A 15,253-nucleotide genomic window follows, 5' to 3' on the forward strand; every position below is an offset into this window, starting at 1 on the left:
CGGGTTCGGGCGGCGCCCGGCGGGTACCAGGATGGCATGACTGATCCGGTTGAGCTGTCCGAACTGCACGCCGGAGGCGCCGACCCCGACGACGTCGCCCCGGAGGATCCGCACGCGGACCTGGACGGGACCGACGAGAACTCACCGGCGGAGTTCGGCCTGCCGATCGACGGCACCGCAGCGGCCGAGGAGGATCCCACCCAGCGGTGAGGGGAACGCCATGGGTGTCAAACGGGCCCGGAGACACCCATGGTGTTCCACCCGATGGCGGCGGAGGCCGCGGGGCGCTAGTTGGGCAGGGCGGCGAGGCCGGCCAGCAGTTCCCACCGCTCGGCCTCGGTGAGCACCGCGTACGCCGGTTCGTCGCGGCGGTCGGTGTCCGCCTCGATCGCCGCGCGTTCCGGGCCGTCCGGCAGCGCGCGGATCTCGTCGGCGGTCAGCCCGGCGGCCCGCCACGCGGCCCGGTGCGCGTCCGCGCGGTGGTGGCGCAGCGAGCCCAGCCGGGTGACGAGCAGCAGCGCCGGGGAGGCGCCCTCCGGCTCGTACGGCGGGGACATCGCCCGGAACACCGGCCCGCCGGTGGCCTGCGCGTGCGTCAGCACCCGGCCGACCAGGTCGGCGAGGCGGGGCACGATGCTCAGACCGGGCAGCACCCCGGGCAGCATGGTCCACAGTTCCTCGGCGGCCTCGCCGGTGGCCCGCTGGGCGAACAGCGTCAGCTCGCGGCCGAGGTCGGTGAGGTGCCACGCGCCCTCGGCGTCCCGGACGACGATGCCCTGCTCCAGTTCCTCGTCCATGCTCCCGGAGGTGTAGACCAGGCCGTCGGCCAGCGCCTCGGCGGGCATCGGCCGGGCCAGCACACCGGAGAAGAAGCTGTTCTCCGCGCCGAGGGTGCAGCCCCGCTCGGCGTAGAACGCCTCCATCCGGGCGCGGGCTCCCCAGCGGGCGCCCACGTAGACCCGGTCGATCGCCGGCCGGACCAGTCGCGCGTAGCTCACCGTCGTCTCCACGCCGCCGGACCCTACCGGCGGCGGGCGTCGCGCGGGGCCCTGTCGCAGAGCCCCGCGCTGCTCACTCGGGGACGCGGCGGTAGGCGCCGTCGCTGGCCGAGGTCGCCATCGACGCGTACGCGCGAAGCGCCGCCGACACCGGACGCTGCCGGTCGACCGGGGTGTACGGGCGGTCCCGCTTCTCCTCGGCCACCCGGCGCGCCTCCAGCTCGTCGGCGGGCACGTTCAGTTCGATCGACCGGCCCGGGATGTCGATGACGATCTCGTCGCCGTCACGGACCAGCGCGATCAGCCCGCCGGAGGCCGCCTCCGGGGAGACGTGCCCGATGGACAGGCCGGAGGTGCCGCCGGAGAACCGGCCGTCGGTCAGCAGCGCGCAGGAACGGCCCAGCCCACGGCCCTTGAGGAACGAGGTGGGGTAGAGCATCTCCTGCATGCCGGGGCCGCCCTTCGGGCCCTCGTACCGGATCACCACCACGTCCCCGGCGACGATCTCCTTGGCGAGGATCGCGGTCACCGCGTCGTCCTGCGACTCGTAGACCTTGGCCGGGCCGCGGAACGTCAGGCACTCCTCGGGCACACCGGCGGTCTTCACCACGCAGCCGGCCGGCGCGAGGTTGCCGTGCAGGATGGCCAGGCCGCCGTCCGCGCTGTACGCGTGCTCCCGGTCGCGGATGCAGCCGCCGGCCGCGTCGGTGTCCAGCGACGACCAGCGGTTGGTGGTGGAGAACGGCTCGGTGGTGCGCACCCCGCCCGGCGCGGCGTGGAACAGCTCGACCGCCTCTCGCGTGGCCGAGCCGCCCCGGACGTCCCAGTCGGCGAGCCACTCGCCGAGGCTGGGGGAGTGCACCGCGCGCACGTCGCGGTGCAGCAGCCCGGCGCGGTCCAGTTCGCCGAGGATGGCGGGGATGCCGCCGGCCCGGTGCACGTCCTCCATGTGGTAGTTCGGCGAGTTCGGGGCGACCTTGGCCAGGCACGGCACCCGGCGGGAGATGGCGTCGATGTCGGCGACGCCGAAGTCCAGTTCCGCCTCGCGGGCGGCGGCGAGCAGGTGCAGCACGGTGTTCGTGGAGCCGCCCATCGCCACGTCGAGGGCGATCGCGTTCTCGAACGCCTCCCGGCCGGCGATCGAGCGCGGCAGCACCGAGGCGTCGTCGTTCTCGTACCACTGCTTGGCGATCTCCACGACGGTGCGCCCGGCCTCGACGAACAGCGACCGCCGCGCGGCGTGGGTGGCGAGCGTCGAACCGTTGCCGGGCAGCGCCAGGCCGATGGCCTCGGTGAGGCAGTTCATCGAGTTGGCGGTGAACATGCCGGAGCAGGAGCCGCAGGTCGGGCACGCGGAGCGCTCGATCTCGCCGAGTTGGTCGTCGGTGACCGCCTCGTTCGAGGAGGCGATCATGGCGTCGATCAGGTCGATCTTGGAGTGCACGACGCCCTCGATCGCCACCGTCTTGCCGGCCTCCATCGGGCCGCCGGAGACGAAGACCGTCGGGATGTTGAGCCGCAGCGCGGCCAGCAGCATGCCCGGGGTGATCTTGTCGCAGTTGGAGATGCAGACCAGGGCGTCCGCGCAGTGCGCGTTGACCATGTACTCCACCGCGTCGGCGATCAGCTCCCGGCTGGGCAGGGAGTAGAGCATGCCGCCGTGGCCCATGGCGATGCCGTCGTCCACGGCGATCGTGTTGAACTCCCGGCCGACGCCGCCGGCCTCGGCCACCGCGTCGGCGACCAGGCCGCCGAGGTCCTTGAGGTGGACGTGACCGGGTACGAACTGGGTGAAACTGTTCGCGATGGCGACGATCGGCTTGCCGAAGTCGTCGTCGGTCATCCCGGTGGCCCGCCAGAGGGCCCGGGCGCCGGCCATCGTCCGACCGTGGGTGGAGGTCCTCGACCGCAGCTCAGGCATGACAACCAGTCTGACACCATCCGCTCGGCGATCCCGCGGCGCGCACCCTGTGTCCCAACAGTTGCACACCCGGTGCCCCACGGGAGGCGCTCATCCGGCAGAGTTGACGCGTGCAGTCGTCCCCGGGGATGGTCACCGTCGCGGTGTTGAGCGGCATCGTCGCGGCCGGTGCCGCCGGGCTGCTCGCCGCGTCGGTGCGGCGCCGCACCGGCTCCCGCCGGCCGGCCCACCTGCTGCTCGCGGTCGCCGCCGGGGCCGCCCTGTTCAGCCTCCTGGTCGGTCTCGGCGGCCTGCTGGCCGCCGGTGACCACTGGGCGCACCGGCAGGGCCAGCGGACCGGGTGGGCGGTCCTCGTCTCCGTCGGTACGACGCTCGCGGCGCTCGGCCTCGGCGCCGCCGTCCTGCGGCTGCCCGGCGCCGCCGCGACCCGGGCCGCCACCGCCCGGCTGCTGCTCGACGGCCTGATCATGGGCAGCGCGCTCTGGTTCGTCGGCTGGGTGGCGTTCAGCGAGCCGACCCGGCTGCTCGGCGACGCCACCCCGGTCGCCTGCCTGCCGATCGTGCTGGCCACCGTCAGCGCGGCGCTCACCACCGGGCTCACGATGATCGTCGTGCTGCGGGTCGCGCCGCCACGCGGGTGGCTGACGCTGCTCGCCGCCGGCGCGATAGCGGTGACGGCCGGCGGGCTGGCCGTGTCCGCCGGGCTCTGCCAGGCCGGCCCGGGCATGGTGCTCACCGGCGCGGTGCTGACCGCCGCCGGTCTGCTGGCCACCGCCGTGGCCGGGCGCCGGGCCGACCTCACGCAGCTCGACGTCGACTTCATCCGCCGCGACGGCGAGTACGCCTTCGTGCCGATGTTCGCCATGGCGGCCTCCGCGATGTACCACCTGGTGCAGGGCGGCGGATTCGACGGGTACGCCATCGTGGCCGGCACCGTCGAGGGGTTCGCGCTGGTGACCCGGCAGTACCTCGCCCTCAACGACGTGCGCGGCTACGCGATCCGGCTCGCCGAGCGGGAGGCGCACTTCCGCGAGCTGGCGCACACCGACCCGCTGACCGGGCTGGCGAACCGGCGCGGGCTGCTGCGCGCCCTGCACCGCAGTGCCGAGGCCGGCGTGCCGTGCGTGCTGCTCGGGCTCGACCTCGACGGCTTCAAGAACGTCAACGACATGCGCGGGCACGACGTCGGCGACGCGGTGCTGATCGAGGTGGGGCGGCGGCTGCGGGGCAACCTGCGCCCGGGTGACCTGGCCGCCCGGCTCGGCGGCGACGAGTTCGCGGTGCTGATGCACGGGCCGGCCGACCCCGGCCCGGTCGCCGACCGCCTGCTCGGGGTGCTCGGCCGCCCGTACGAGCAGGGGGACGGGCCGGTCTTCCTGTCGGTGAGCATCGGAGTGGCCGCCGGGCACGGTGAGCAGGACGTCGAGCTGCTGCTGCGCAACGCCGACCTGGCGCTGCGCTACGCCAAGCAGCGGGGCAAGAACCGGATCGAGCGCTACGACGCCACGTACGACCAGTTGCTGAGCCGGCGGACCCGGATGGAGCACGAGCTGCGCGGCGCGATCGAGCGCGACGAGCTGCGGCTGGTCTTCCAGCCGGTGGCCTCGCTGCCCTCGGTGCGGCCGGTCGGCGCGGAGGCGCTGCTGCGCTGGCGGCACCCCGAGCTGGGCAACGTCCGGCCGGACGAGTTCATCCCGCTCGCCGAGGAGTGCGGGATGATCGCCAAGCTCGGCGCGTGGGTGCTGCACCAGGCCTGCTACCAGCTCTCCCGCTGGCTGGCCGACGGGCACGACGTCTGGGTGTCGGTGAACGTGTCGCCGCGTGAGCTGCACGCCCCGGAGTACGTGGTCCAGGTGGCCGACGCGTTGCGCGCGCACCACGTGCCGCCGCAGCGGCTGGTGCTGGAGGTGACCGAGCACGCGGTCGCCACCGACCTGGACGAGCTGATCCGGCGGCTCACCGCGCTGCGGCTGACCGGAGTCCGGATCGCGCTCGACGACTTCGGCGCCGGTTACTCGTCGCTCGGCCAGCTCCGGCGGCTGCCGATCGACATCCTCAAGATCGACCACAGTCTGGTCGCCGAGCACGAGCCGGTACGGCCGGTCGGGCGGGACGGCCCGGCGTTCGCCCCGATGGTCGACATCGTCATGCGCCTGGGCCACCAGCTCGGGCTGGAGGTGATCGCCGAGGGCGTCACCAACCCGACCGAGCTGGCCGCCGTGGTGGCCGCCGGCTGCCGGTTCGGCCAGGGCGCGCTGTTCGGCTGGGGCGTACCGGCCGAGCACCTGGAGGCGATGCTGGAGGCGGCCACCGCCCCCGGCAACCGGCACAGCGCGATGCCGCCGGTGCCGCCGCCCGCGCCGGCGCGCGCCCCGTCGCCGCTGCTGCCGCGGCTGCGCAACAACCCGCCCGCCGCGGTGCCCGCCCAGCGTCCCCCGATGGGGGGATCTTCGCAGGTGGCGGCGGGCGCGGAGGGGGTGCCGGCGGCCGACACTCCCACGTCCGTGAACCAAAATGTGGGATCAGTTGACTCATCGCGTGAGATGCGTCAGGCTTAGCCGCATGTCGTCGAACCGGTCGCCGCGAGTACTTACCTGAGCGCACTCTCCCACCGAGAGTGCGCTGGCCCCGTGCATCCTGCACGTGGGCTTTTTTGTTGCCGTCGGACCATCGCCGGGACCTCCCCGTCCCATCCTGAGAAGCGCGTCACCCACTCACTTCCGAAGGCTTGAACCGCCATGACGAGACCCACGCCAGAGACCCTCGCCCACTCCGCCCGCCGTGCCCGTTCCGGCACCGGCGCGGCCGGTGACTCCGACCCCGCCGCCCGCTCCGGCCGTACCGTCCCGGCGGCCCCCACCACCGAGACGCCCGTACGGGAGCCCGCCACCGCGCAGGTCTCGGGTGCCGGTTCGCTCGTGCGGTCGCTCGAGGCGCTCGGCGTCGACGTGGTCTTCGGCATTCCGGGCGGCGCGATCCTGCCCGCCTACGACCCGCTCTACGACTCCACGGTCCGGCACATCCTGGTCCGCCACGAGCAGGGCGCCGGGCACGCGGCCACCGGTTACGCGCAGGCCACCGGCCGGGTCGGCGTGTGCATCGCCACCTCCGGCCCGGGCGCGACGAACCTGGTGACCCCGATCGCGGACGCGTACATGGACTCGGTCCCGATGGTGGCGATCACCGGCCAGGTGGCCCGGCCGTCGATCGGCACCGACGCCTTCCAGGAGGCGGACATCCAGGGCATCACGCTGCCCATCACGAAGCACAACTTCCTGGTGCAGACCGCCGACGAGATCCCCCGCGTGCTGGCCGAGGCGTTCCACCTGGCCGCGACCGGCCGCCCGGGCCCGGTGCTCGTCGACATCCCCAAGGACGTGCTCCAGGCGCCGGCGACGTTCTCCTGGCCGCCGACGCTCGACCTGCCCGGCTACCGGCCCACGCTGCACCCGCACGGCAAGCAGATCCGGGAGGCGGCCCGGCTGATGACCTCGGCCCGCCGTCCGGTCCTCTACGTCGGCGGCGGCGTGCTCAAGGCCGGCGCCACCGAAGGGCTGCGCAAGCTGGCCGAGCAGACCGGCATCCCGGTGGTCACCACGCTGATGGCGCTGGGCGCGTTCCCCGACTCGCACCGCCAGCACCTGGGCATGCCCGGCATGCACGGCACCGTCGCCGCGGTCTACGGCCTGCAGAAGGCCGACCTGATCGTGGCGCTGGGCGCCCGCTTCGACGACCGGGTGACCGGCAAGCTCGACTCGTTCGCGCCGGACGCGGCAGTGGTGCACGCCGACATCGACCCGGCCGAGATCGGCAAGAACCGGCACGCCGACGTCCCGATCGTGGGCGACGCGCGGCACGTGATCGACGAGCTGATCGCGGCGGTCACCGCCGAGCAGGCCGCGCACCCGTCGGTGGACCTGACCGACTGGTGGGCCCAGCTCGACGACCTGCGCGAGCGCTACCCGCTCGGCTTCGAGGAGCCGGCCGACGGCACGCTCTCCCCGCAGTACGTGATCAAGCGGCTGGGCGAGATCGCCGGCCCGGACGCGGTCTACGTGGCGGGCGTCGGCCAGCACCAGATGTGGGCCAGCCAGTTCATCTCGTACGAGAAGCCGCACACCTGGCTCAACTCCGGTGGCCTGGGCACGATGGGCTACGCCGTCCCGGCCGCGATGGGCGCCAAGGTCGGCAAGCCGGACACCACTGTTTGGGCGGTCGACGGCGACGGCTGCTTCCAGATGACCAACCAGGAGCTGGCCACCTGCGCGCTGGAGGGCATCCCGATCAAGGTCGCCGTGATCAACAACGGCAACCTCGGCATGGTGCGGCAGTGGCAGACCCTGTTCTACGGGGAGCGCTACTCCAACACCGAGCTGGGCACGCACAAGCACCGCATCCCGGACTTCGTCAAGCTCGCCGAGGCGCTCGGCTGCGTCGGGCTGCGCTGCGAGAACGCCGCCGACGTGGACAAGACCATCGAGGCGGCCATGGCGATCAACGACGCGCCTGTGGTCATCGACTTCGTGGTCGGCAAGGACGCGATGGTCTGGCCGATGGTCGCCGCCGGCACCAGCAACGACGAGATCATGTTCGCCAGGGGTGTGCGCCCCGCGTTCGACGAGGACGAACTCTAATGACTATGCACACGCTGTCCGTGCTGGTGGAGAACAAGCCGGGTGTCCTCGCCCGGGTCTCCGGGCTGTTCTCCCGGCGCGGGTTCAACATCGACAGCCTCGCCGTGGGCGAGACCGAGAACCCGGACGTCTCCCGCATCACCATCGTGGTCAACGCCGAGTCCTCGCCGCTGGAGCAGGTGACCAAGCAGCTCAACAAGCTGGTCAACGTACTCAAGATCGTGGAACTGGACCCGCAGGTGTCGGTGGCGCGGGAGCTGCTGCTGGTCAAGGTCCGCGCGGACCGCGCGGCCCGCGCCCAGGTGCTGGAGACGGTCGGCCTGTTCCGCGCCCGGGTGGTCGACGTCGCGCCGGACACGCTGACCGTCGAGGCCACCGGCACGCCGGACAAGCTCGACGCGCTGCTGCGCGACCTGGAGCCGTTCGGCATCAAGGAGATGGTCCAGTCCGGCACCGTGGCCATCGGGCGGGGTTCGCGGGCCATCACCGCCGGCCCGGCCCTGCGCGCCGCCTGATCCGTACCCACAAGTTTTTCGACGGGCCGACGGGCACCGCCGTACGAAAGGGAAGTCAATGAGCGTTGAGGTGTTCTACGACGACGACGCCGACCTGGGCCTGATCCAGGGCCGCAAGGTCGCCGTGATCGGGTACGGCAGCCAGGGCCACGCGCACGCGCTGTCGCTGCGCGACTCCGGCGTCGACGTGGTGATCGGCCTGCCCGCCGGGTCGAAGAGCCGGCCGAAGGCCGAGGAGCAGGGCCTGCGGGTGCTCACGCCCGCCGAGGCGGCGGCCGAGGCCGACGTGATCATGATCCTGGCGCCGGACACCGCCCAGCGGCACATCTACGCCGAGTCCATCGCGCCGAACCTGGCCGCGGGCAAGGCGCTGTTCTTCGGGCACGGCTTCAACATCCGGTACGGCCTGATCAAGCCGCCGGCCGACGTGGACGTGGCGATGGTCGCCCCGAAGGGCCCCGGTCACCTGGTCCGCCGCCAGTACGTCGACGGCAAGGGCGTGCCCTGCCTGGTCGCCGTCGAGCAGGACGCCAGCGGCAACGCGTTCGGCCTGGCCCTGGCGTACGCCAAGGCGATCGGCGGCACCCGGGCCGGCGCGATCCGGACCACCTTCACCGAGGAGACCGAGACCGACCTGTTCGGCGAGCAGGCGGTGCTGTGCGGTGGCGCGGCGGCGCTGGTGCAGACCGGTTTCGAGGTGCTCACCGAGGCCGGCTACGCGCCCGAGGTGGCCTACTTCGAGTGCCTGCACGAGCTGAAGCTCATCGTCGACCTGATGTACGAGGGCGGCATCGCCCGGATGCGCTACAGCATCTCCGACACCGCCGAGTACGGCGACCTGTCCCGCGGCCCGCGCGTCATCGACTCCCGGGTCAAGGACGAGATGCGCAAGATCCTCGGCGAGATCCAGTCCGGCGAGTTCGCCCGCGAGTGGGTGGCCGAGGACGAGGCCGGCCGGCCGAACTTCGCCAAGTGGCGGGCCGAGGGCGCGGCGCACCCGATCGAGGAGACCGGGCAGAAGCTGCGGGCCATGATGAGCTGGGTCGACCGGCCGATCACCGAGACCGCCTGAACCCTCCCCACATGCGGCCCGCGACCCGACGCTCTCCCCGGCGTCGGGCCGCGGGCCGCCGTCCGTTCACGTCCTGGGACACGGTGAGTAACGCCTCGTCCCGTACCGCCCCCGGTGAACGGGGGATGACAGGCGTGCGACGGGCCTGTGTGAGGGCCCTCACCCCGCAGTCCGGGACACGCCGGGCGGGCGGCCCCCTACCATCCTTGGTGTGGTGCCCGAGCGCACCCGACGGCCGTGGCACGGATCGGCGCAGGGCGCAGCGCGGCGTCCCGGCGCCCCAGGCCGAACCATTACCGAGCGTCTACGAGGACCGATGAATCCTGTCGTACTGATCGCCGAAGAACTCGCCCCCGCCGCCATCGAGGTGCTCGCGCACGACTTCGACGTGCGCCACGTGGACGGCACCGACCGCCCCGCTCTGCTCTCCGCCCTCTCCGAGGCCGACGCGGTGATCGTACGCAGCGCCACCCAGATCGACGCCGAGGCCATCGCCGCCGCGCCGCGGCTGAAGGTGGTCGCCCGGGCCGGTGTCGGCCTGGACAACGTCGAGGTGCCGGCCGCCACCGCGCGGGGCGTCATGGTCGTCAACGCGCCCACCTCGAACATCGTCTCCGCCGCCGAGCAGGCCGTCGCGCTGCTGCTCGCGGTGGCCCGCAACACCGCCAGCGCCAGCGCCGCGCTCAAGGCGGGGGAGTGGAAGCGGTCCAAGTACACCGGCGTCGAGATCCAGGGCAAGACCGTGGGCGTGGTCGGCCTCGGCCGCATCGGGGTGCTCTTCGCGCAGCGGATCGCCGCGTTCGGCACCCGGCTGATCGCGTACGACCCGTACATCCAGCCGGCCCGTGCCGCGCAGCTCGGCGTCCGCCTGGTCGGGCTGGAGGAGCTGCTGCGGGAGAGCGACTTCATCTCGATCCACCTGCCGAAGACGCCGGAGACGGTCGGCCTGATCGGCGAGAAGGAGCTGGCGATCGTCAAGCCGGGTGTCCGGATCGTCAACGCCGCCCGCGGCGGTCTGGTCGACGAGCAGGCGCTCGCCGACGCGATCGCGGAGGGCCGGGTCGCCGGCGCCGGCGTCGACGTGTACGCCAAGGAGCCGTGCACCTCCTCGCCGCTGTTCGCCTTCGACAACGTGGTGGCCACCCCGCACCTGGGCGCCTCCACCAACGAGGCGCAGGACAAGGCCGGCCTCGCGGTGGCCAAGAGCGTCAAGCTCGCGCTCCAGGGCGAGTTCGTCCCGGACGCGGTCAACGTGCAGGCCGGCGGCGTGGTCGCCGAGGACGTCCGCCCGCTGCTGCCGCTGGCCGAGCGGCTGGGCCGGGCGTTCACCGCCCTGGCCGGCGGGGTGGCCGCCAGCGTCACCGTCGAGGTGCGCGGCGAGATCGCCGCCCACGACGTGTCGGTGCTCAAGCTCGCCGCCACCAAGGGCCTGTTCAGCTCCGTGGTGGAGGAGCAGGTCACCTACGTCAACGCGCCGCACCTGGCCGCCGAGCGGGGCGTCGAGGTCACGCTCGCCACGCCGGGCGAGACCGTCGACCACCCGAACCTGGTGACCGTGCGCGGCGCGCTGCCGGACGGGCGCACCGTCCGCGTCTCCGGCACCGTGGCGCACACCGGCACCCGCGACGTGTTCAAGCTGACCGAGGTGGACGGCTTCGACGTGGAGATCGGCGCGGAGGGCATCCTGGTCTTCCTGCGCTACGCCGACCGGCCCGGCGTGGTCGGCACCGTCGGCACGCTGCTCGGCGAGGCCGGCGTGAACATCGCCGCCATGCAGGTGGCCCGCCGCGAGGCCGGTGGTGAGACGCTGATGACGCTCACCGTCGACCAGGCGCTCGGCGCCGACCTGCTGACCTCCGCCGCCGACTCGATCGGCGCGGTCGCGGCCAGCGCGGCCGACCTGCGCGACGTGTAGTCCGAACAGGACACAGCGGGGCCCGGCCGGATCGGCCGGGCCCTTCGTCGTCCCGGTGGGTCAGGAACGGACGCGGGCCGGTGGCGGGTAGACCGAGCCGTCCTGCGCGTCGAAGAGCATCAGGTCGTGCTCGCCGGCCAGCCGCTCGATGTCCAGCAGGACCTGGTCCGGGCAGGTCGGATGCAGGTTCATCTCGATGTGGTCGGCGGCCGTGTGCAGTGGCGCCACCTCCCACGGCGTACCGGGCCGGGCCGGGCGGTCCGGGTAGCTCGCCGTGATCGCCCGGTAGAAGGCGACGAGTCGCGGGTCGGGGTGCTGCTTGCCGTGCCAGCCGTCGCGGCACTGCTGCACCGCCGCGCGCACCTGCTCCGGTGTCGCCCCGTTCGGCAGGGCCCACACGCTCAGATCGAAACTCACGGCGGACAGCGTGCCATCCCGGGCCCGGCCCGTCACCTCTGCCCCACCGTGCGTTCACCGCTGATTGCCGACACCGTTCACCCGGCGTCCGCTGTGGAGACTCTTGCGTCGAGTTGCGTCGATTCGCTAGCGTACCGATGCGGTTTCCGCTGAGTCGATCCCCGGCCCGTCTTCGGGTGGCGTGGTCGGGCGCCCGGCCCCTCGGCCCGCACCCCTCGATTGCGCGAGCCACGCGCACTCGTCGCTGACCGGCCCTCACGGTCGTTGCCGAGACCGTGGGGGCCGATCGCGCTCCGCGCCGGGCAGCGGATCAGCGCCGGTGGTGCGCGAACAGCGGCCGGTAGTCCGAGTCGTGACGGAACCAGGCCAGCCCGGCCGGTCCGGCGGCGTACAGGGCGGTGGCGTAGGCGTCGGCGACGGCGAGGTTCGGGCCGAGCACGGTGGCGGCCACCAGCCGGTCGGTCGGCTCGCCGTTGTGCGGGTCGACGACGTGGCCGCGCCTGCCGGTGACGCCGGACGTGCCGACCGCGCCCGTCGTCATCTCCAGTACGACAGGTGTCCGGCGGGTGTCGGTGGGGTGGTGCACCGCGACGCGCCACGGCCCGCCGTGCGCCGCGTGTCCGCGTACCGTCAGGTCGGCGCCGCTGAGCACGGCGTAGTCGTGGATGCCGGCGGCGCGCAACCGGGCCGCGGCCCGCTCCACCGCCCAGCCGCCGAGCAGGCCGCCCGGGTCGAAGCCGCCGGGCACCGCCCAGGCGTCGAACCAGCCGTCGGTGGCCGCCCGCATCGCGGCGCAGAGGTCGATCAGGTCGGCCAGCGGCGGGTACGAGTCGGGGCTGATCTCGTCGCGGCGCAGCCGGGAGACGAGGCTGTCCGGCCGGTTCGGGCCGTAGGTGAGGTCGACGGCGCGCAGTTCGGCGACGGCGTCGCGCAGCGCCTCGCTGACCGCCCGGTGGCCGAACCACTCCGGCGCATTGAGCAGCATGGTGTAGTCGGCGGTCGAGGTGGCGACGGTGTGGCGGACGCTGATCCGGCCGGACGCGGCGGCGCCGGACCGCTCGGCGCGGTGGTTCGTGGCGCCCAGGTGCAGGTCCGGGCGGGCCGGGCGGAACGCGGACTGGTCGACCCAGCGGGTGCGTGGCTGTTCGTCCGCCCAGCGGGCCCGCCGGTGCTCGATCCGCATGACACCTGCCCCCTCGGTGGTCGCCGCCGCGTCGCGGCGGTGCCGGATTCCGGGCCCCCGTCGGCCCGTGACCCCGACCCTAAGCAGTGGAGATGACCGCACCATGAGTGCCGGCTGGGAGCCTCCTGTGATTCGCCGTCCCGGATGATGGAAGATTCGTACCGGGGGGCGGGACGGCGACGTACGGTTGCGCCTAACGACAAGACGAGGAGCGTCAGGTGGCACACATCGCGGTGGTGGCCGGCGACGGCATCGGACCCGAGGTGGTCGCGCAGGCCCGCAAGGTCCTCGACGCGGTGGTGCCCGGTATCGAGGCCACCGAGTACGACCTGGGCGCGGCGCGCTATCACCGCACCGGTGAGGTGCTGCCCGACTCCGTCCTCGACGAGCTGGCCGGTCACGACGCCATCCTGCTCGGCGCGGTGGGCGACCCGACCGTGCCGCCGGGTGTGCTGGAGCGCGGTCTGCTGCTCAAGCTCCGGTTCGCCTTCGACCAGTACGTCAACCTCCGCCCGTCCCGGCTCTGGCCCGGCGTCGCCGGTCCGCTCGCCGCGGTCAAGCCCGGCGAGGTCGACCTCGTGGTGGTCCGCGAGGGCACCGAGGGGCTGTACGCGGGTGCCGGCGGCGCGCTGCACCGGGACACCCCGGCCGAGGTGGCCACCGAGGAGAGCCTGAACACCCGGCACGGTGTCGAGCGGGTGATCCGCGACGCGTTCGCCCGCGCCGCCCGCCGGGAGCGGCGCAAGGTCACGCTCGTGCACAAGACCAACGTGCTCACCCACGCCGGGTCGCTCTGGGCGCGCGCCTTCGCCGCGGTGGCCGCCGAGCACCCGGACGTGACCACCGAATACCAGCACATCGACGCCGCCGCGATGTTCCTGGTGACGAACCCGTCGCGGTACGACGTGGTGGTCACCGACAACCTCTTCGGCGACATCCTCACCGACATCGCCGCGGCCGTGACCGGTGGCATCGGGCTGGCGGCCAGCGGCTGCATCAACCCCGAGGGGCGCTACCCGTCGATGTTCGAGCCGGTGCACGGCTCGGCGCCGGACATCGCCGGCCAGGGCGTCGCCGACCCGGTCGCCGCGGTGCTGTCCGCCGCGCTGCTGCTGGACCAGCTCGGCCACGCCGACGCCGCCGCCCGGGTCACCGCCGCGGTCGGCACCGAGCTGGCCGCCCGTACGCCCGGGACGCCGCTGCGCACCGAGGAGGTCGGCGACCGGCTCGCCGCGCTCTCCGTAGCCTGACCGGGCCGACCCTGCTGGCGGCCCGGTACCGGGCCGCCAGACCCGTCACCGGGCCCACCCCGACCGTCCGGCGCGTCGTCTCCGCCGGGGCGGAGCTATCCGCTGAACGACCGTTCGGGGTAAGTTTTCTGGCACCAGTGACGTCGGCGTGCGATCCCGCATGCCGTCAACCCGCAGGGAGGTCAGCGCGATGAGCGGTGGTGACATGCTCGATTTCGAGATCCGTCCGAATCCCGCGCCGGTATCCGCCGCCGACCGGGCCGCCCTGCTGGCGAACCCGGGCTTCGGCCGGGTCTTCACCGATCACATGGTCACCATCCGGTACGCCGAGGGCAAGGGCTGGTACGACGCCCGCCTGGAGGCGCGCGCGCCGATCCCGATGGATCCGGCCGCTGCGGTGCTGCACTACGCGCAGGAGATCTTCGAGGGGCTGAAGGCGTACCGCACCGGTGACGCGGTGACGATGTTCCGCCCGGAGGCCAACGCGGCCCGGTTCAACGCGTCCGCCCGCCGGCTGGCCATGCCGGAGCTGCCGGAGGAGACGTTCGTGGAGTCGCTGCGCCGGCTGGTCGAGATCGACCAGGCGTGGATTCCCGAGCACGAGGACGCCAGCCTCTACCTGCGGCCGTTCATGTTCGCCAGCGAGGTCTTCCTCGGTGTCCGCCCGGCCAACGAATACCTCTACTGCGTGATCGCCTCGCCGGCCGGCGCGTACTTCGCCGGTGGCGTGAAGCCGGTGACGGTGTGGGTCTCGCCGGACTACACCCGGGCCGCTCCCGGCGGCACCGGCGCGGCCAAGTGCGGCGGCAACTACGCCGCCTCGCTGGCGGCCCAGGCGGAGGCGATCGAGGCCGGATGCGACCAGGTGGTGTTCCTGGACGCGGTGCAGCGGCGGTACGTCGACGAGCTGGGCGGCATGAACGTCTTCTTCGTCTACGACGACGGCAGCATCGTCACCCCGCCGCTGGGAGGCACGATCCTGCCGGGCATCACCCGCGACGCGATCCTCGCGCTGGCCGCCGAGGCCGGGCACGAGGTGCGGGAGGCGCCGGTCGCCTTCGACGACTGGCAGGCGGACGCGGCGAGCGGGCGGCTGCGCGAGGTGTTCGCGTGCGGCACGGCCGCCGTGATCACCCCGATCGGCGGTGTGCGCTTCCCGGACGGCGAGTTCCTGATCGGCGGCGGTGAGCCGGGCCGGGTCACCATGGCCCTGCGCCAGAAGCTGGTGGACATCCAGCGCGGCCGCGCCGAAGACCCCCACGGCTGGGTCACCCGGGTCCTCTGACGGTCCTCCCGCGGTGATCAAGGAGTTTGCGTCCGGTTCCGGCGCGGACGAGGACACCAACTC

The 15,253-nt window shown here is 73.2% G+C and carries 12 protein-coding genes; 8 read left to right on the forward strand and 4 right to left on the reverse strand.

Annotated features, from left to right (window positions below):
* Positions 1-36: 36 nt before the first annotated feature.
* Positions 37-210, forward strand: coding sequence for a hypothetical protein (locus EAD96_RS31260; RefSeq protein WP_199733298.1), 174 nt, complete (start codon positions 37-39; stop codon positions 208-210).
* A gap of 77 nt (positions 211-287) precedes the next feature.
* On the opposite strand, the gene EAD96_RS25465 is transcribed toward EAD96_RS31260, so the two are convergent.
* Both EAD96_RS25465 and ilvD read right to left on the reverse strand, forming a co-directional pair.
* Entirely contained in the window at positions 288-1,010 is a 723-nt protein-coding gene (locus EAD96_RS25465) for a hypothetical protein (protein ID WP_233586173.1), read from the reverse strand.
* 61 nt (positions 1,011-1,071) lie between these two features.
* Positions 1,072-2,919, reverse strand: coding sequence for a dihydroxy-acid dehydratase (ilvD, locus tag EAD96_RS25470; RefSeq protein ID WP_121686047.1), 1,848 nt, complete (start codon positions 2,917-2,919; stop codon positions 1,072-1,074).
* 110 nt (positions 2,920-3,029) lie between these two features.
* On the opposite strand from ilvD, the gene EAD96_RS25475 reads away from it, so the two are divergent.
* The 5 genes from EAD96_RS25475 to serA all read left to right on the forward strand — a co-directional run bounded on the left by EAD96_RS25475 (position 3,030) and on the right by serA (position 11,055).
* Positions 3,030-5,477 carry a bifunctional diguanylate cyclase/phosphodiesterase gene (locus EAD96_RS25475; RefSeq protein ID WP_121686048.1) on the forward strand — a complete coding sequence of 816 codons (2,448 nt, stop codon included), beginning with the start codon at positions 3,030-3,032 and terminating at the stop codon, positions 5,475-5,477.
* Positions 5,478-5,657: 180 nt separating this feature from the next.
* Positions 5,658-7,553, forward strand: a complete 1,896-nt coding sequence (locus EAD96_RS25480; RefSeq protein ID WP_120571300.1) for an acetolactate synthase large subunit — start codon at positions 5,658-5,660, stop codon at positions 7,551-7,553.
* Positions 7,553-8,068 carry an acetolactate synthase small subunit gene (gene ilvN / locus EAD96_RS25485; RefSeq protein ID WP_073830439.1) on the forward strand — a complete coding sequence of 172 codons (516 nt, stop codon included), beginning with the start codon at positions 7,553-7,555 and terminating at the stop codon, positions 8,066-8,068. The genes EAD96_RS25480 and ilvN overlap by 1 nt, the downstream gene beginning before the upstream one ends.
* A gap of 58 nt (positions 8,069-8,126) precedes the next feature.
* Positions 8,127-9,140 (forward strand): ketol-acid reductoisomerase, encoded by a 1,014-nt coding sequence (gene ilvC, locus EAD96_RS25490; RefSeq protein ID WP_120571299.1) that lies wholly within the window; start codon positions 8,127-8,129, stop codon positions 9,138-9,140.
* Positions 9,141-9,456: 316 nt separating this feature from the next.
* Entirely contained in the window at positions 9,457-11,055 is a 1,599-nt protein-coding gene (serA, locus tag EAD96_RS25495) for a phosphoglycerate dehydrogenase (protein WP_120571297.1), read from the forward strand.
* Between the two features lie 60 nt (positions 11,056-11,115).
* Here serA and EAD96_RS25500 read toward each other — a convergent pair whose 3' ends face one another.
* On the reverse strand, positions 11,116-11,472 hold the full coding sequence (locus EAD96_RS25500; RefSeq protein ID WP_199733299.1) for a hypothetical protein: 357 nt from the start codon (positions 11,470-11,472) through the stop codon (positions 11,116-11,118).
* Between the two features lie 310 nt (positions 11,473-11,782).
* Positions 11,783-12,655: an FAD:protein FMN transferase gene (locus tag EAD96_RS25505; RefSeq protein WP_121686050.1), complete on the reverse strand. Its 873-nt coding sequence runs from the start codon at positions 12,653-12,655 to the stop codon at positions 11,783-11,785.
* Between the two features lie 218 nt (positions 12,656-12,873).
* Here EAD96_RS25505 and EAD96_RS25510 point away from each other — a divergent pair, with 218 nt between their 5' ends.
* Entirely contained in the window at positions 12,874-13,905 is a 1,032-nt protein-coding gene (locus EAD96_RS25510; protein ID WP_121686051.1) for a 3-isopropylmalate dehydrogenase, read from the forward strand.
* A 190-nt stretch (positions 13,906-14,095) separates the two neighbouring features.
* Positions 14,096-15,190 carry a branched-chain amino acid aminotransferase gene (locus EAD96_RS25515; protein WP_121686052.1) on the forward strand — a complete coding sequence of 365 codons (1,095 nt, stop codon included), beginning with the start codon at positions 14,096-14,098 and terminating at the stop codon, positions 15,188-15,190.
* Positions 15,191-15,253: the final 63 nt, after the last annotated feature.

The organism is Micromonospora sp. BL1, assembly GCF_003667485.1.
GTDB classification, from domain to species: domain Bacteria; phylum Actinomycetota; class Actinomycetes; order Mycobacteriales; family Micromonosporaceae; genus Micromonospora; species Micromonospora tulbaghiae.